We start from the raw sequence: 16,658 nt of genomic DNA on the forward strand, positions 1-16,658 counted from the left end.
TTATTTGTATTTGAATATTTCAATTTTTGTAATAGTTATTTTGTCCAGTAATTGAACAACAATCCATCCTGACTAAACACAGGATCATATTCTGGCATCCGTACCTCCCTTATATTCTTTACCTTCTCAGGCCGTTCTTCCGGTTTTCCATAGCACATGTCAAAACTGACACCTCCTGGGTAGGCGCCATAATTCGCATAATCGTCACTTGCCTCTATCTTCTTATGTCCATAGCCGGCAGGAAGAATGATGACATCGCCTTTCTCCGTTTCTACCACTTCACCTTGCTCACCGCCAAGCTGCAGTGTGGCATATCCTTCCTTGACCGCAAGCACTTCATGAGTGTTGCTGTGGTAGTGGTGGAAAGGGTGGATGGAGCCGAGCCATTCTCCGGACCAGCCATTGGAGTTGAGGATGGCAGGGATGTCATCTCCATATTCAAACACGCTCTTATAGATCAGCAGGGGGAAGTCGGGGTGGTTGGGTATCTTGCCATCGTTTTCGACCTTTATTGGAATGATTTCAATGTCTTCAGCACGTTTCATCTTCATCCCTCCATATAGTGATTAGTATACTTTTACCGCTTCTGACTGAAACTAACCATTACTTTTAAAGTCCATAAAAAAGGAGCAGATTGCTCTGCTCCAATAGATTCAACATATAGGAGTCTCCACAGTGGTGGAGGCTCCTATTATTTTTCTCAGTCCATCTCATAGTACTCACTGAATCGGTCTAGCTCCTCGATCGTCGTGATGTCATGGGGGAGCAGGGGCACCCGGATGAGGTTCTGATCCGTGAAGGTGTCTTCAATCTCCTTCAGGTACCGTTGTTCATGCTCCCGCCTCTGTGCGAGGAAGGTGCCGTCGGCTTCATCGGGCAGCACCTTATTGATGATGAGTGTCTTCACATGCAGGTGATACTTGTCGAGGAGGCCCACAGCCTTCTTGGTTTCAAGTATCGGCAGCCTTTCCGGGTTCAGGACGAATATGAAACCCGTCTTGCCGGACTCGAGCATGATTTCCCGTGCCCGTGAGAAGCGGTTCTGCCGGGTGAGCAGCACGTCATAGATCGGGTCCTCAACCGGTTCCCCGTCATTCAGGAGCTGGGTATAGTTCTCGTTCGTCTTCTGCCGCTTCTTCAAGAGCCCCTCGATCCACACGCCCATCAGTTCCGGCAGTGTAAGCAGCCGGATGGTATGGCCGGTGGGGGCGGTGTCGAAGACGAGATGGTCGTATTCGCCTTCCTCCTCGAGGATGATGGAGACGAGCTTGTCGAACAGCGCCGATTCATCCGCACCGGGTGATGCCTGGGCGGTATCGAGCTGGCGGTTGACCTCCTCGATCATGCTGGACTGGACGGTGCCCTTGATGTTCTCCTTCACCGAGTCGATGTACTTCTTCGTCTCATGCTCCGGATCGATCTCAAGCGCATGGAGGTTATCGGCAATTTCCACTGTTTCCCCGCCGATGTCCCGCGAGAAGATATGCCCGAGGTTATGGGCCGGATCGGTCGAGACGAGCAGCGTCTTCTTCCCCGATTTTGCGAGTTGCCATGCGATGGCGGCAGCGGATGTGGATTTTCCCACGCCGCCCTTACCGCCGATGAACAGGATCTTCTTTGTATGAATGCTCATGGATATGCTCCTTTAGTATAGTCAGCAGCAGCGGATGCCGGTCAACGGCGACTTGTCCATCCCCATGCGGAGATGCCAGTCGTGGAAGTCCTCGATGATGTGCGGATACAGTTCCAGCGTGTAGTAGTAGACCGGATTCGGTATGCCGATCATCTCGGAGTAGAGGAGGAGCAGGAAGAGATCATCCTGGTCCCTCAGCTCCCTGGCGACTTCCGTACGGTGTGGCATTTCGAGCACTTCCTCGTAGTACCGGATCAGCTTCTTGATATTGTCGAGCATGGGTTATCCCTCCTTACTCGTCATTGCGGTGCTTCTCGAGTTCATCATCGAACTTGCCGGAGAGCGCCTGGATGGAAGTGATGACGATCCAGATGGCGAAGACGAAGATGATGGCACCGAGTACAAACAGCAGCAGGTTGGAGCCGTCGGCGTACCAGGCCCATTCGAAGAACACCTGGACGAACATGGCATAAAGCGTCATGAACATCAGGAAGATCATCGGGATGAGCGTGACGGCATAGTTGATGCCTTGGCGCTTCAGCCAGATGGAAATCAGCAGCAGACTGATGCCCGCAAGCAGCTGGTTGGATGTACCGAACAGCGGCCAGATGAGATAGCCGCCGGAACCGAATCCGTTCGGACCTTCCGGAATCAGTACAAGTGCAGCAGTGGAAACAACGGCGATGCTTGTTGCCACATGCTTCTTCGTGAGTGACGGTACTTTATATTCAGTGCCGATTTCGGCAATGATGTAGCGCATGAGTCGGACTGCCGTATCGAGCGTCGTGGCAGCGAAGCTGACGACGATGATGGATACGATCGTTGTCGCGACAGCCGCCGGGATGCCGAGGCCACCGGCAAGAATCGCAGCCCCTTCGACGAAGTTGCCGAGGCCGGTTGCATTGGCTTCATTGAAGCTCGAGTAGGTGGCAGAGAAGTCATCCACACTGCTGAACAGCGTTACGACGGCGATGATGGAGATGAGTGCAAGGATCCCCTCGCCGACGGCACCGAAGTAGCCGACGAAGCGGGCATCCGTTTCCTTATCCAGTTGCTTGGATGAGGTACCCGAAGATACGAGTCCGTGGAAACCGGAGATCGCACCACAGGCAACCGTGATGAAGAGCAACGGCAGCCAGGATGTGTCCGCATCGGCGTTCGTCGCCGGTGCATTGATCGTCGGATTCGTCAGAAGCAGACCTGCATACAGGATGAGCAGTCCGACGGTCAGCTGGTGGGAGTTGATGAAATCCCGTGGCTGGAGCAGCTTCCATACCGGCAGGGTCGATGCGATATAGACATAGATGAGCAGGATGACGATCCAGATCATGAAGGCCGTCGATACGGCACCGAGGCCGAACAGTCCCGCAGCCTCCTCACCGCCCATATAGGACACGAGGTCGATCTGCAGCCAGGATACTTCCGCCGTGATGACGGCGAAGAAGTACATGACCGCAAGCGCAATCAGTGACGGGACGAGCATCTTCATGTTCTTCTTGTATGCCGCATACCCGATCCATATCGCGAGTGGAATCTGGATGAAGACGGGCAGGACGCTTGCCGGGTATGTAATGAACAGGTTCGCGATGACCCAGGCGAATACCGCATTGATCATCAGCACGAGTGTCAAGATGATGAACAGGAACAGGATCTTCCCGCGCCGGCCGATGAACTTCTCTGCGATCGTACCGATCGACTGGCCTTTATTCCTGACGGATACTGCGAGTGTACCGAAGTCGTGGACCCCGGCGGCGAATACGGTCCCGAGGATGACCCACAGGAAGGCCGGCAGCCAGCCCCAGTAGACGGCGATGGCAGGCCCGAGGATCGGTGCCGCCCCCGCGACGGATGTGAAGTGGTGGCCCCAGAGGACGAATTTGTTCGTAGGTACGAAGTCGACGCCGTCCTTGTACTTGTGGGCAGGCGTCATGTAGTTGGGATCGAGCCGGTAGATGCGTTCTGCGATGAACTTGGAGTAGTAGCGGTAGCCCAGGACGAAGACGCCGAGGCCGATGATTGCGACGAGTATGGCATTCATTGAAGTTCCTCCTTCTTGTATTATATTTACATATAAGCTTACCGAATTTTCTAACAATTGTAAATGTGATGTTGAGGGAAAGAGGAAGAAATACTTTGGTTTGGTGGACAGGTGAGGGCGGCTTCTGTTTCTCCCATAAATATGCTAGAATAAAGGCAAATAAACGTAAGGAGGTTCTGGAAATGGGTATCCCGAGAATTTGGCAGACTGATTTGAATAGCTAACAGAATAGAATATTCAAAAGTCTTGCCAAACTATATTCTCAAAGGGATGAGTGTGTCCATTTTAAGGACCGTCCTGTAACAAGAGTGGGAGATGGCTTAGGCTGTCTCTTTTTTGTGCGCGAAATAATATAGTTTGCAGGCTCATAAGGAGTGCAAATTATAATGAACGAACTATCAGTAAGATTGAAAGATGTACATGTCACATTCGGCAACAAAGATCTATTCCACATTGAAGCACTATCGGCGTATATGAACGACAGGATAGCCATCATCGGCCCGAACGGGGCAGGCAAGTCGACACTGCTGAAGATGATTGCAGGCACATTCAACGATTTCGAGGGCAGTGTGCAGGTGGAGACGGACTTCAATTATTTCTCCCAGATCGGGGAACCCGCGGTTCCAGTCGGTGAAGATTTCAACTTCGAACTACTGAGCCGGCTGAATGTGCCGGACAACGAAGGACTCAGTGGCGGTGAGGAGACGAAGTTCCGTCTCGCTCACACATTGTCCGAGTACAAGCTCGGTCTGCTGCTGGATGAACCGACGACGCATCTTGATGAGGCGGGCGTCGAACTGCTGATCGATGAACTGAAGTACTATTACGGTACTTTGATATGCGTCAGCCACGACCGGCATTTCATCAACAGCATCGTTGAAAAGATATGGGAAGTGTCGGATGGTAACGTAAAGGAATATATAGGAAACTATGATGACTACGTCGCTCAGAAGGAAATCGAGCGGCTCGAGACTGAAAGGCAGCATGAAAACTTTATAAAAGAGAAGAAAAGGCTTGAGGAGGCGGCCAGGAAGCAGCTGGAGAAGGCGAGCAGGATGGGGTCTGGAGACAAGTCCAGAAAGCAGGATGTGAAACCCGACCGTCTGAGCTCAAGCAAGCAGAAGGACACGGTGCAGAAACAGGCATTCAAGGCCGCGAAAGCGATTGAATCGAGAATAGGCCAGTTGGATGAAGTCGAACAGTTGGCGGCGGACAGACAACTGAGGTTCCCCATGCCGAAATCGATGGAGATCCATAACAAATTCCCGATCATGGCGCAGGACCTCACCGTTCAGCGGGGAGAAAAGGTGCTGCTCGATAATGTCAGCTTCCAGTTTCCCCTGGGGAAAGTCATAGCAATAACCGGCAGCAATGGCTCGGGTAAATCGAGCTTGCTTCATGAAATCAGGAACTATGCCCCAGGCATGGACATTTCTCCGAAAGTCACAATCGAGACCTACAGGCAGATGGACTACAGGATGTCTACAGACGCGCCCGTCCTCAGTCATCTCATGAAACAGACGGAGTACAGGGAGCCGGTCGTGAGGAGCATCCTTCAGAATCTCGGGTTTAAAAAAGATGAGGTGTCGAAGCCACTGCATAACTTGAGTGGCGGTGAGGCGACCCGTGTCTCCCTGGCACTGCTGTTCGTGAAGCCGTCGAATGTCATCATACTCGATGAGCCGACGAACTTCATCGACCTGGATACGATCGAAGCACTGGAGTCCTTCATCGAAGCTTACGAAGGCACAGTCATCCTGACCTCCCACGACAAGTACTTCGTCGAACGGGTGGCGGATATCGTCTACCGGATTGAAGATGGGAAGCTTAAGATTGTAGATTGAACAGTACCCGGCAACAATAATGGAAGGGTGCATTTATGATAAAATGATGGCAGTCATCTGGTCCACTTCCGTGCTGTAACAGCATGGAAGGAGGTGAAGTCATGTACAGCACCCTATTTGAAGTTTTGGTTGCACCTGTCATCACAGGTGTAACCCTCACGTTGTTCGCCTATTGGCTCAACAATCGTGACGACTGACCAGATGGCGAAGACAATACACCAAATAAAACCCCCAATCTACTGCCATAGATTGGGGGTTCGGTGTTTCATATACAGCATCCTATTTGTTACTTGTATTATAACACCGTCGCGCCCTGAAATCCAGTGCAATGGGAACGGTAGCTTTAACCTTTGATTCGAAGCATTGTCCCATTGATGAAAGGTACATTCATTGGTATTTCATAAGCAGTTCCTTCGGGATATGGCAATAGTCATTGGGGCACTTATCCAGCCGGTCCTGATGCTCCTCTGCACTTCTTACATAATTGGTGAGGGGCAGTACTTCGACGGCGATTTGTGCGTGGTCATCCCTCTGTTTTATGAATGCTTCCGCTTCTTCCAGATGCTTCGGGTCTTCGCTATATAATCCAGTCCTGTACTTCTTGCCGACATCCTCACCCTGGCGGTCCACACTGTATGGATCGATGATCTCGAACAGGTGGCCCATCAGGGCATCGATGGAGGTGACTGCCGGATCGAATGCCGTCTTTACACATTCAGCGTACCCGTCATATTCGCCATCGAGTGTATCACTGGTGCCGTTTGCCCGGCCTGCTTCTGTTGAAGTGACACCGGGCAGGGTCTTGATGAAGGCCTGGACGCCCCATAGGCATCCGCCGGCCAAGTATACGGTTTCCATGTTGATTGCTCCTCAAATATTTATTCTGATGCATAATGCATCACTTGAATATTCTTGTCAGAAACTCCGGGATGAGGGGACTGCCTTCAGGCCCGAGTGCATCCGGATCGAATTTTTTGGCTGTGTCACCCAAAGTGCGTGTGACGATGTCTCCCTGGACCGGGCTGCTCTGGTCGTTGAAGCGGATGGGGATGGACTTGCATTTGTGGATCTTCGGTGCGTCCATCACCTGGAAGTGGATGTGGGCTTCCGAGGAATTGCCGGAGTTGCCGGATTTCGCTATGATATCTCCCGTCTGAACGATATCGCCCTTATCGACCTTGATCGAGTTTTCCTTCAGGTGGGCGAGGAGGCTGTATTCCTTATTGGCATGCTGGAGGATGATGTAGTTGCCGGCGGGCTGCTTTTCATTCATCTCACCCGGCATATTATCCGGTATATTGTTGAGCACCTTGACCACCCTGCCACCGGCGGGGGCGATGATGTCCTTATTGAAGGCATGGTAGTTTTCATTTTTCATCGGTGTGCCCTTATGGGTCTTTCCCTTCTCCATGATCAGCAGGTCGTATGCATACCTCTGGGAAGGGTAGGCGTAATGGTAGTTGATGAATTCATTGGCACCGCCCCAGAAGACGAGCCAGTCGTCTTTGACCGGCATGGTGTAGGAGATCTCCGACAGGGTGGCGTCGGTTTTCGGGAACGTCTTATACTCATGCACCACGAGCCGGTGGATCAGGTCGGCCGAGTCGAAATAGACACTGAGTGCCTTCTTGCCACTCTGATCGCGCCACAGATAGTGCCGGTGCTCCCCAAGATGGGAGATGTGCTCCAGCTTATACTGGTTGACTCCCTGGTTGTATCCGTGCACCATCTTCTCGAACTGGTCTAAGGGGATGATGTGCTTGAAGTCCGAGATGCACTGGTCATAAATGGACTTAGGGCTTTCATTCAGGAAAGCCTCCCCGAAATTATCGGGATCGATTTTGCCGTTGGAACGATGATTACTCACAGAACCCCTCCGTTTTGTCATTGGTTTCACGTTTCCATATTATCATTGTTGGGAAGAGGGGGATAACACTAACTATCGTTTATGGGCGGTAATTAGGGGAAGGTGCGTATTTTTTAAGAAATATTTGAGAGGAGTGTAAATATGAGTCCGGAGCACATCGGATTTGCGCTGCTGATCCTGGGAATCTTACTCCTGCTCGGAAAATGGATCCGGATGCGTGTTGAATTGATGCAGAACCTTTTCCTCCCGGCGTCGGTCATCGGAGGATTTTTGGCGTTGTTTTTGGGCCCGGGCGTACTGGGGCGGATTGCCGGTAACTTCGTCGGGGAGGACTCATTCTGGACGACCGGAATATTGACCGAAGAGATCATGGAAGTCTGGTCGTCACTTCCCGGACTCATGATCAATATCGTATTTGCGACGTTGTTCATCGGCACTGTCCTGCCGGGGTTGAAGCGGATCTGGAATGTCGGGGGGCCGCAGCTGGCGTTCGGCTGGTCCCTTGGCTGGGGGCAGTATGTCATCGGCCTGCTGCTGGCACTGCTGGTCCTGGTCCCGTTCTATGACATGCCGCCGTTTGTCGGTGCACTCATTGAGATCGGCTTCGAGGGCGGACATGGTACGGCTGCCGGGCTGCAGGAGACATTCGCGGACCTAGGATTTCCGGAAGCGTATGACCTCGCTGTCGGTATGGCCACTGTCGGCATCCTGAGCGGGGTGATCATCGGCATCATCCTGATCAACTGGGGTGTCCGAAGGGACAAGACGAAGATCATCAGCAATGTAAAAGGGATGTCAGCGATGAAGAAGGCAGGCATCGTCGAGGAGGAAGACCGCAATTCCGGACCTGAGAAGACGGTCAGGTCGGAATCGATCGAGACGCTTACATTCCATTTCACCATCGTCGGACTCGCCATCTTCATCGGCTATCTGCTGCTGGAGGGCATCACGTGGCTCGAAGCTGCGCTGTTCGGATCGGACTTCATGACATATGTGCCGCTGTTCCCGTTGGCGATGTTCGGGGGATTGGCCGTCCAGTTCTTCGTGGACAAATATGACAAGCACCGTCTCGTCGACAGGCAGATGATTACAAGCATCCAGGGCTTCGCCCTCGATATACTCATCATCAGTGCCATTGCGACCGTGTCGTTGGCGGTCCTCGGGGAGTACCTTGTACCGTTCCTGCTGCTCGCCCTGTTCGGCATCTTGTGGAACGTATTCGGGTTCTTCGTCTTCGGACCAAGGATGTTGCCGGACTACTGGCTTGAGCGGGCCATCGGTGACTTCGGCCAGTCGACGGGTGTTACAGCCACCGGTCTGATGCTGATCCGCGTGGCCGACCCTGAAACCGAATCCCCTGCACTTGAAGGTTTCGGCTACAAGCAGCTCGTGTTCGAGCCGTTCCTTGGCGGCGGCCTCGTCACAGCATTATCCGCGCCGCTCATCTTCCAGTTCGGCCCGATTCCGTTCCTCATCTTTGCATCGGCCATGCTGCTGATCGGGCTGCTCATGGGACTGCTTTATTTCGGCAGGAAGAAGGCGGAATAGAGTGCTCTCCATGCACTATAGATAGAAAAATATGCTAAAGGACGAATGGCAGTCCATCCACTTTCTGGTGATGGGCCATTCGTCCTTTTTTGATCTAGCGGGATTGCATCAATTGTCTGATCTATATGTTACTCAGCGCCTGATCGAGATCTTCCTTCAGGTCATCGATATTTTCTATGCCGACGGACAGGCGGAGCAGGTTCTCGGGCGCACGTGTCAATTCCTTTTCCACAGAGTAGCGGTGCTCGATATAGCTGTGGGTGCCACCGAGGCTCGTGGCCTGCGTGATGAGCGCGACAGTATTGGCGACTGTGAGCGCCTCCTTCTCTCCGCCTTTGACCTGGAACGACAAGAGTCCGCCGAAATCGCTCATCTGCTTCTTGGCGACCTCATGGCTCGGATGGTTTTCAAGCCCTGGATAATGGACGACTTCGACCCTGTCATGCTGCTTCAGGAAGTCGGCGATCTCTTTGGCATTGGCGCAGTGGACACGCATCCGTGCAGACAGGCTCTGCACACCGCGTAGGGCCAGCCAGCAGTCGAATGAAGATGGCACAGCGCCTTTGGCATGCTGCCAGTTGCGCAGGTTGGTGAGCATCTGTGTATCCTCTTTCGCAACGACCGCGCCGAGGAGCAGGTCGCTGTGGCCGCCGATGTACTTGGTGACGGAATGGAGCGAGAAGTCGACGCCGAGGGCGAGCGGATTCTGCAGCATCGGTGTGGCGGCTGTATTGTCTATGACGGTGTAGGCGCCGGCTTCTGTGGCAATCTCGACGACGGCTTCGATGTCGGTGATCTTGATCTGGGGATTGGACGGGGTTTCCATCCAGACGAGTCCGGTATCCGCCTCCTCGACCGTTTCCCTCACGGCGTTGAGGTCGGTCATGTCGACTGTGACAATGTCATACCGTCTGCCGATGTCCGTCTCGCCGATCAATGTGCGGACGCCGAAATACATATCATCAGCCATGACGATGCGCTGGGATTTCTCAGCAGGCAGGGATTCGATCACCGAGGCGATCGCCGCCATGCCTGAAGCATATGTCACGCAGTCATATCCATTTTCAAGTTCCGTCAGGCATGCTTCCAGCGACCGGCGGTTCGGGTTGTCCCCCCGGCTGTACATGAAGCCATCCGTATAGGACCCATCTTCAGCCCGCTCATATGTAGTGGATAGGTGGATTGGTGTCGTGACCGCGCCTGTGACGGGGTCGACCTTGCGTCCTGCATGGACGGCTTTTGTTTCAAAACGCATAAATATCCCTCTCTTCTAAAATGTATACTCCCCATTATATAACTTATTGACTGAATAATCATTCAATGGAATGCGATTTCGATATGTCTTTGATGAGGGCCATTGAAATTATGCTTAAAATTTCATATCTGTTTCACGTATGGAAAGCTGATATATGTTTTAATGGTAGTGAAGAATAATGTGAATTTTTTAATAAAGGAGTCATTAAGATGCAATTGAAGGAAAAATTATTCAAGAAGCTGGAAGAGAAGGAAGAACGGATGGTGGAAATCCGCCGCCATCTGCATGAGAATCCGGAACTGTCGTTTGAAGAAGCGGAGACGGCAAAGTACATCCTCAATTTCTATAAGGATCAGGATGTGAAGGTCAAATCCGAAGTCGGGAATGGCCATGGCATCATTGTGGAAATCGAAGGGAAGGGGGACGGCCCCGTAATCGGACTGCGGGCGGACTTTGACGCACTGCCGATCCAGGAGCAGGCGGATGTGCCATTCAAATCCAAGAATGACGGCGTGATGCATGCATGCGGCCATGACGCACATACGGCGTACCTCCTGATACTGGGTGAATCACTGATCGAGCTGAAGGATGAATGGAATGGCCGGATCAAACTGATCCACCAGCATGCTGAAGAAGTGCCGCCGGGCGGTGCGAAGAGCATCATGGCATCAGGCGTACTCGATGACCTGGATGAAGTCTACGGCATCCATGTCCTGCCGACGATCGACCAGGGCGAAATCGGCCTTGTGAAGGGAAATGCACTCACGGGCCGTTCGAACTTCGACCTCAAGATAAAAGGGCAGGGCGGCCACGGTGCCATGCCGCATACGACGAAGGATGCCCTCGTCGCGGGCGCCTACTTCATCACCAACGCCCAGACGATCATCTCGAGGTTCTCCAATCCCATGCATTCGACGGTCCTGTCCGTGACGGCCTTCGATGCACCGGGCGGCTATAACGTCATCCAGGACAGCGTCACATTGAGGGGGACTGCGCGGTATCTCGAGACCGACAGCAAAGAGTTCCTCTACGAATCGATGAAGAAGGCCGTGCAGAGCATCGAAGACATGTTTGATGTCGAATGTGAGCTGGACTACGTCTATGATTATCCTGTAACCCATAACCATGCGGAACAATGCGAGTTCCTGGAGGAGATCCTCATGGCGTCGGAGGGCACGTATTTCGACAAGTATACAAACCCTGAACCGCAGTCCGCCTCCGAGGACTTCGCATACTACCTGGAGAAGATACCGGGCGTATTCCTGTTCGTCGGGGCGAAGCCGGAAGGCGTGGAGACCGCCTATCCAAACCACCATCCGAAATTTGAAGTCAATGAAGACAGCCTCCTGATCTGTGCCAAATCATTGGGTGAGATTGTACTCAGCCGTCTGGAAAATCTGGGCAAGGGTGACGGAAATGAATAATGAAGCCGGGGGCGTGTCGAACCGCTCGGGGAATATGATCATCCTCGGAATCGTGCTTGCGATCCTGACCTATTGGCTGTTTGCACAGACCTTCCTGAACCTGGGTGCGAATCTGCAGAACACCTTCAATACATCACAGGGCATCATCAACCTGTCGATCAGCCTGACCTCGCTCATCACAGGCATATTCATGGTGGCTGCCGGGAACCTGTCGGATAAGCTCGGGAAGGTCCGGTTCACCTTCATCGGCATCATACTGAGCATCATCGGTTCCGTGATGCTGATCATCACCGGCAATGCATACATCATGCTGGCGGGACGTGTCATCCAAGGCTTCTCGGCCGCAATGCTCATGCCGGCGACGATTTCCATACTGAACAGCATATTTGAAGGGGAGAAGCGCCGCGGTGCATTGAGCTGGTGGTCCATCGGTGCGTTCGGTGGTACCGGATTCGCCTCGTTCTTCGGCGGTGCCGTCTCCACCTACCTGGGATGGCAATGGATCTTCATCATCTCCATTGCACTCTCATTCCTCGCGCTGTTCCTTTTGAAGGAATTGAGGCACCATACGGTGCCACTGCCAAAAGGCGGATTATCATTCGACTATGCAGGTCTTGCGATCTTCACCATCCTGATGGCAGCCCTCAGCATATTCATCACCCAGGGTGACACGTTCGGATGGCTCAGCCCCATCTCACTCGTGCTCATTGCGGTGGTCGTAATCAGTGCAGCCACCTTCTACTTGGTGGAAAAGAAGAAGGAAAAACCGCTCATCGACTTCTCGCTCTTCGCCAATCGCTCCTATACCGGCGTCACGGCAGGGAACTTCCTGCTGAACATGTCCGTCGGGAGCATCGCGGTGTTCAACATCTACACACAGTCGAACCTTGGGCTGACTGCTTTCCAGTCGGGACTGGTGACACTGCCGTATGTGATCCTGCTGCTGCTCCTCGTGCGGGTAGGCGAAAAGAGCATCGCCAAGTATGGACCGAAGAAGGCATTGATGGCCGCACCGGTACTGCTTTCGGTCGGCGTGGTCTTCCTGACGCTGACGTTCTTCGATGGGCTCGGGTTCATCATCAGCGCACTGATCGGATTTTCATTCTTTGGTGCGGGCGTCGGACTGTTCGCCACCCCTGCACTGGATACCGCAGTGTCCTCGCTGCCATCGGATAAGACAGGTGTCGCCTCCGCGATATTCAAAATGGCGTCGACATTGGGGCAGGGGTTCGGCATTGCGATTCTCGTCTCGGCCTATTCCCTGCTGAACGGCCTGTTCGGCATCGAGTGGGCGGCGAGCGGCGCCTTCATGGTGAACATCGCCATCATCATCACGGCATTCCTCTTCATCAAAGTATTCCTGCCGGAAAAAGTGGATGAGATTGTAGAATGAATTGAAAATTGCCCATGCTACAAAACTGGAGCGTGGGCAATTTTTTATGTTGTATCCGTTTCGCTGTCGGAGAAACCAAATCAGCTGTGCAGTACCTGAATGATGTCCGTCCGGGTGACGATGCCGATTGGCTGGCCGTCCTCCATCACCGGCAGCCGGCCGATATTATGGGTGATGATCAGTTCCTCTATTTCCTCCATGGTCGTTTCAGGCTTGATGGTGACCGGGTCCTCACGCATGAAGGCCTTGACGGGGGCATGGCCGAGATCATGCCGATTCGCCTTGTCGATATCCCGCAGCGTGATGATGCCGATCAGACTGCCGTCTTCCATGACGGGACACCCGGAGTATCCACGCTGTTCGATCAGACTTTCGACATCTTCGACTCTGGTATCGGGCGTAATGGTTTCGACAGGATGCGACATGATGTCGCGGGCGATGACCGCCTTTTTCAGAATAAGGTCAAGATGATCATCCACCTGTGCCACCACATCCTCCAGTTCACTTTTCCGGACTGTGGCTGAACCCGCCCGGGGATGTCCGCCGCCCCCGAATGCTTCAAGCAGGGGACGGAGATCGATCCTGTTCGAATTCCCGCGGCCCACGATGTGTACATGCTTCTCCATCTTGACCACAGTCAGCACGGCATCGGCACCGCTCAGTTCCAGCAGTTTGTCGGTGATCGTCGCAAGCTCTATCAGGAAGCCGTCGATCTGGTGGGCACTGACAATCAGCGTCAGCCCATCCTGATCGATCGTCTTTGCATCGCTGAATAGCTCGGTCAGGAGATGCTGCTGGTCGGGGTTCAGCTTATAGTCGGAGAACCGCTGGATCACTTCTAGGTTCATATCCTGTTCCAGCAGGAAGCTCGCGGCGATGAAGTCCCGGCTGGTGGTGTTCGGGAATGTGAAGGCGCCTGTATCCGTATAGATGCCGAGACCGAATAGGGTGGCTTCAAGCGGGGACACGGAAAGCCCCCGCTTTATGATCTCTTCAATCAGCAGGGTCACCGTCGCACCGACCGGTTCTATCACTTCATGATCGCTTTTGACATTATTTTCACCCGGCGTATGGTGATCATAGACGGTGATGGTCATCTGTCCTTCATCGAGTTTGCCGGTGTGGTTGCCGAGCCTTGATATGGACGCTACATCCACCAGGATCAGGTCGGTCACTTCCGTCCAGTCGACATGCGTATCCTCGATCAGATTGAAGCTGTCCCTGTAGATGGCGAGGAACTGCCTGACAGGAGCCGTCTGTTCATTCGGGATGACGACTGCTGCGTCCGGGTGGAGCCTGCTTGCTGCAATCAATGAAGCAAGCGCATCAAAGTCGGTATTCACATGTGAAATGATCACCTGCATCTACATCACCTCCGTACCACGTAGTCATTGATTCAATTATATCACTACATCAGGAATGAAAATATTCATATTATATTTTTCAGCTGGATAACAAAAAAAATCCGCATCACCTGTCTGAGGTGATGCGGATTTTGAATGGGGTGAAGATCTTACCACCAGTTGTTCGCTTGACGGAATTCAATCGCTGCTTCTACGGAACCGTAACGTTCAACAGCATAGTCGAGCATGCCTTCAGTCTGTGTTTCTACAGAACCAGTGCCCCAATATTCCTTCGTCTGACCAAGGCCTCTGTAGCCAAGCTCATTGACGGCCTGCGGGTTACCGCTGGATTCAGGCATTACGATGTGCTGCCACATTGCTTCTGAACCGCCTGCTGCAAGGAACTGCTCCTTAGTGGAACCGTTCGCTGCTGGTGCTGCTGCCTGTACATCTTCAACCTGTTGTGTCTGTTGTACCGGCTCTTCTTCAACGACCTGTGGTGCTTCTTCTTGAGTTTCCACTTCAGCTGGCTGTTGTGGCGCAGCTTCCTGCGTTTCTTCTTCAGTCACCTGCGGTGCCGCTTGTTGAGGCGCCTCTTGTGGTGCTGCCTCTGCCACTTCCGGTGTTTCTACGCTGTAGCCGCCATAGGACCATGTGTAGTACGTGCCATCGGATTCGAAGTTGTAGTTGACGCCATCAACAGTGAAGTTGTAGCTGTATTCACCTTCGTGGATCGGTGCATTGTTCAGTGCGCTTGAGTTGTTCTGCGCCATCTGCGCGAGTTGGTCTTTATTGACCTCTGAAGCTTCTGCATTCTGGTCGGCTGCGATGCCGGATACGCCAAGTCCAAGTGCGAGTGTCGTCGTCAGTATTGTTTTCTTCATAAAAAAATCTCATCCTCCATGAATGGGTATATTATTTATCAATTGATTGTTTTTAATCTTCAGGGTGCATCATGTTTTGATGTCCTGCTTTTTCCAAGACAAGACACACTATAACACGTGTATTCCCGCCTGTGGTTACAGGCAAATAATAATGATATTACAAAATACACGGGTGTCTGTAATGTGGAGATATGACTGTAATATTTGAGAAAATTACAACCCCATGGATAATTATATTTTCTAAGGTTTGATTTTCATTGAGCCAACATAACGATGTAGTAATAAGAGCATCTGTTATCACTTTAATAGAATAACAAGGTGATTAAAAATAACCACTATGTTACAGTATATGTAAATGATTACATCCTAATAGCTGAGAGCAAATACATAAATGAGGAGAGGGTTTGATTATGAAGAGAATAGTCGCTTTCTGGAATAACAATAAAAAAGAAAGTTGGTTTATTGTTATGTTCCTTCTATTGTTTTTTCCAGTAGGTCTATATCTTATGTGGCGTTATTCTGAATGGGACAAGAAACCTAAATGGATTGTTACAGGAGTTTTTGCTTTGTTTGTGGTATTTAATCAAGGCGACGACGAAGCAGAAGACATAATCACCGATGAACCGGACGAGGTTCAAGCTGTCGAAGAGTCTGATGAAGTCCATGAAGAAACTAATAAAGAAGAAGCAAAGAAGGCAGCCGAAGAGGAGCGTAAGCAGGAAGAAGCAGAGAAGGCAGCCGAAGAGGGGCGTAAGCAGGAAGAAGCAGAGAAGGCAGCCGAAGAGGAGCGTAAGCAGGAAGAAGCGGAGAAAGCAGCTGAAGAGGAACGTAAGCAGGAAGAAGCGGAGAAGGCAGCTGAAGAGGAACGTAAGCAGGAGGAAGCGGAGAAGGCAGCTGAAGAGGAACGTAAGCAGGAAGAAGCGGAGAAGGCAGCTGAAGAGGAACGTAAGCAGGAAGAAGCGGAGAAGGCAGCTGAAGAGGAGCCTGAGCAAGAGGAAGCGGAGAAAGCAGCTGAAGAAGTTGCTGAGCTATCTACAGAAGAGTATAAGGAAATAGTGGAATCTTATATGGTGCAGCTTATAACTGTAGGTGAAGATTTAAGCGAGTTTGGGCTGGAGTTGGAAAACGCAGGACTGACTTTAAGAGCTAAAGATCTAATTTATAGTGCTCATATGGGTTACGATTTAATGAGTGAACGTTTAGATGAGGAACTCGCGGGAAAAATGGTACCGGTTGAATACCAAAGATTTCATGAGGAGTTATTGGACTTTGATCGAAACATAGGAGAATACTTAAGAGATACATTTAATGCAAGCGAGAATGAAGACTTATTTGCCATGGAAAATGCAGCTTCGACCTCGGAACAATTAATAACTCAAATGAATGATTTGGTTTATTTATATCCATTTTAATAACTTAAGCATTCATG

Annotated in this window: 15 protein-coding genes; 6 read left to right on the forward strand and 9 right to left on the reverse strand. The window is 51.8% G+C overall.

Going from position 1 to position 16,658, the window contains the following annotated elements; all coding sequences use genetic code 11:
* Positions 1-35: 35 nt before the first annotated feature.
* The 4 genes from LLU09_RS10060 to LLU09_RS10075 all read right to left on the reverse strand — a co-directional run bounded on the left by LLU09_RS10060 (position 36) and on the right by LLU09_RS10075 (position 3,671).
* Entirely contained in the window at positions 36-545 is a 510-nt protein-coding gene (locus LLU09_RS10060; protein WP_228311626.1) for a cupin domain-containing protein, read from the reverse strand.
* 155 nt (positions 546-700) lie between these two features.
* A complete protein-coding gene (locus tag LLU09_RS10065; RefSeq protein ID WP_228311627.1) occupies positions 701-1,633 on the reverse strand; it encodes an ArsA family ATPase in 933 nt (310 codons plus the stop codon).
* Positions 1,634-1,654: 21 nt separating this feature from the next.
* Positions 1,655-1,912: a cory-CC-star protein gene (locus tag LLU09_RS10070; RefSeq protein WP_040105886.1), complete on the reverse strand. Its 258-nt coding sequence runs from the start codon at positions 1,910-1,912 to the stop codon at positions 1,655-1,657.
* Positions 1,913-1,925: 13 nt separating this feature from the next.
* Positions 1,926-3,671, reverse strand: coding sequence for a carbon starvation CstA family protein (locus tag LLU09_RS10075; RefSeq protein ID WP_228311628.1), 1,746 nt, complete (start codon positions 3,669-3,671; stop codon positions 1,926-1,928).
* A gap of 386 nt (positions 3,672-4,057) precedes the next feature.
* Between LLU09_RS10075 and abc-f the strand changes: the two genes are divergently transcribed.
* Positions 4,058-5,515 (forward strand): ribosomal protection-like ABC-F family protein, encoded by a 1,458-nt coding sequence (abc-f, locus tag LLU09_RS10080; protein ID WP_228311629.1) that lies wholly within the window; start codon positions 4,058-4,060, stop codon positions 5,513-5,515.
* Positions 5,516-5,616: 101 nt separating this feature from the next.
* Positions 5,617-5,712 carry a type I toxin-antitoxin system Fst family toxin gene (locus tag LLU09_RS10085; RefSeq protein WP_156964971.1) on the forward strand — a complete coding sequence of 32 codons (96 nt, stop codon included), beginning with the start codon at positions 5,617-5,619 and terminating at the stop codon, positions 5,710-5,712.
* A gap of 190 nt (positions 5,713-5,902) precedes the next feature.
* On the opposite strand, the gene LLU09_RS10090 is transcribed toward LLU09_RS10085, so the two are convergent.
* Both LLU09_RS10090 and LLU09_RS12695 read right to left on the reverse strand, forming a co-directional pair.
* The gene (locus tag LLU09_RS10090; protein WP_228311630.1) at positions 5,903-6,373 is read right to left on the reverse strand and encodes a peptide-methionine (S)-S-oxide reductase; all 471 of its coding nucleotides are present in this window, start codon (positions 6,371-6,373) and stop codon (positions 5,903-5,905) included.
* 40 nt (positions 6,374-6,413) lie between these two features.
* Entirely contained in the window at positions 6,414-7,382 is a 969-nt protein-coding gene (locus tag LLU09_RS12695; protein WP_228311631.1) for a M23 family metallopeptidase, read from the reverse strand.
* 141 nt (positions 7,383-7,523) lie between these two features.
* Here LLU09_RS12695 and LLU09_RS10100 point away from each other — a divergent pair, with 141 nt between their 5' ends.
* Positions 7,524-8,930 (forward strand): sodium/glutamate symporter, encoded by a 1,407-nt coding sequence (locus LLU09_RS10100; RefSeq protein WP_228311632.1) that lies wholly within the window; start codon positions 7,524-7,526, stop codon positions 8,928-8,930.
* A 121-nt stretch (positions 8,931-9,051) separates the two neighbouring features.
* Here the strand turns inward: LLU09_RS10100 and LLU09_RS10105 are convergent, their stop codons facing one another.
* The gene (locus LLU09_RS10105; protein WP_228311633.1) at positions 9,052-10,185 is read right to left on the reverse strand and encodes a trans-sulfuration enzyme family protein; all 1,134 of its coding nucleotides are present in this window, start codon (positions 10,183-10,185) and stop codon (positions 9,052-9,054) included.
* Positions 10,186-10,394: 209 nt separating this feature from the next.
* On the opposite strand from LLU09_RS10105, the gene LLU09_RS10110 reads away from it, so the two are divergent.
* Complete coding sequence (locus LLU09_RS10110; RefSeq protein WP_228311634.1) at positions 10,395-11,609, forward strand: amidohydrolase; 1,215 nt, start codon at positions 10,395-10,397, stop codon at positions 11,607-11,609.
* On the forward strand, positions 11,602-13,002 hold the full coding sequence (locus LLU09_RS10115; protein ID WP_228311635.1) for an MFS transporter: 1,401 nt from the start codon (positions 11,602-11,604) through the stop codon (positions 13,000-13,002). Before LLU09_RS10110 ends, LLU09_RS10115 begins: the two co-directional genes overlap by 8 nt.
* A gap of 80 nt (positions 13,003-13,082) precedes the next feature.
* Here the strand turns inward: LLU09_RS10115 and LLU09_RS10120 are convergent, their stop codons facing one another.
* Positions 13,083-14,366: a CBS domain-containing protein gene (locus LLU09_RS10120; protein ID WP_228311636.1), complete on the reverse strand. Its 1,284-nt coding sequence runs from the start codon at positions 14,364-14,366 to the stop codon at positions 13,083-13,085.
* A 149-nt stretch (positions 14,367-14,515) separates the two neighbouring features.
* Positions 14,516-15,229: an aggregation-promoting factor C-terminal-like domain-containing protein gene (locus tag LLU09_RS10125; RefSeq protein ID WP_228311637.1), complete on the reverse strand. Its 714-nt coding sequence runs from the start codon at positions 15,227-15,229 to the stop codon at positions 14,516-14,518.
* 410 nt (positions 15,230-15,639) lie between these two features.
* Between LLU09_RS10125 and LLU09_RS10130 the strand changes: the two genes are divergently transcribed.
* Positions 15,640-16,641: a hypothetical protein gene (locus LLU09_RS10130; RefSeq protein WP_228311638.1), complete on the forward strand. Its 1,002-nt coding sequence runs from the start codon at positions 15,640-15,642 to the stop codon at positions 16,639-16,641.
* Positions 16,642-16,658: the final 17 nt, after the last annotated feature.

It is taken from the genome of Salinicoccus sp. RF5, assembly GCF_020786625.1.
In the GTDB taxonomy this organism is placed as follows: domain Bacteria; phylum Bacillota; class Bacilli; order Staphylococcales; family Salinicoccaceae; genus Salinicoccus.

Bases quoted from the DNA above. Each gene is read 5' to 3' on its own strand.
- LLU09_RS10085 (WP_156964971.1), top strand. From the start codon at position 5,617: ATGTACAGCACCCTATTTGAAGTTTTGGTTGCACCTGTCATCACAGGT.
- LLU09_RS10075 (WP_228311628.1), bottom strand. From the start codon at position 3,671: ATGAATGCCATACTCGTCGCAATCATCGGCCTCGGCGTCTTCGTCCTG.
- LLU09_RS10120 (WP_228311636.1), bottom strand. From the start codon at position 14,366: ATGCAGGTGATCATTTCACATGTGAATACCGACTTTGATGCGCTTGCT.
- LLU09_RS10110 (WP_228311634.1), top strand. From the start codon at position 10,395: ATGCAATTGAAGGAAAAATTATTCAAGAAGCTGGAAGAGAAGGAAGAA.
- LLU09_RS10130 (WP_228311638.1), top strand. From the start codon at position 15,640: ATGAAGAGAATAGTCGCTTTCTGGAATAACAATAAAAAAGAAAGTTGG.
- LLU09_RS10065 (WP_228311627.1), bottom strand. From the start codon at position 1,633: ATGAGCATTCATACAAAGAAGATCCTGTTCATCGGCGGTAAGGGCGGC.
- LLU09_RS10125 (WP_228311637.1), bottom strand. From the start codon at position 15,229: ATGAAGAAAACAATACTGACGACGACACTCGCACTTGGACTTGGCGTA.
- LLU09_RS10070 (WP_040105886.1), bottom strand. From the start codon at position 1,912: ATGCTCGACAATATCAAGAAGCTGATCCGGTACTACGAGGAAGTGCTC.
- LLU09_RS10105 (WP_228311633.1), bottom strand. From the start codon at position 10,185: ATGCGTTTTGAAACAAAAGCCGTCCATGCAGGACGCAAGGTCGACCCC.
- LLU09_RS10115 (WP_228311635.1), top strand. From the start codon at position 11,602: ATGAATAATGAAGCCGGGGGCGTGTCGAACCGCTCGGGGAATATGATC.
- LLU09_RS10090 (WP_228311630.1), bottom strand. From the start codon at position 6,373: ATGGAAACCGTATACTTGGCCGGCGGATGCCTATGGGGCGTCCAGGCC.
- LLU09_RS10100 (WP_228311632.1), top strand. From the start codon at position 7,524: ATGAGTCCGGAGCACATCGGATTTGCGCTGCTGATCCTGGGAATCTTA.
- LLU09_RS10060 (WP_228311626.1), bottom strand. From the start codon at position 545: ATGAAACGTGCTGAAGACATTGAAATCATTCCAATAAAGGTCGAAAAC.
- abc-f (WP_228311629.1), top strand. From the start codon at position 4,058: ATGAACGAACTATCAGTAAGATTGAAAGATGTACATGTCACATTCGGC.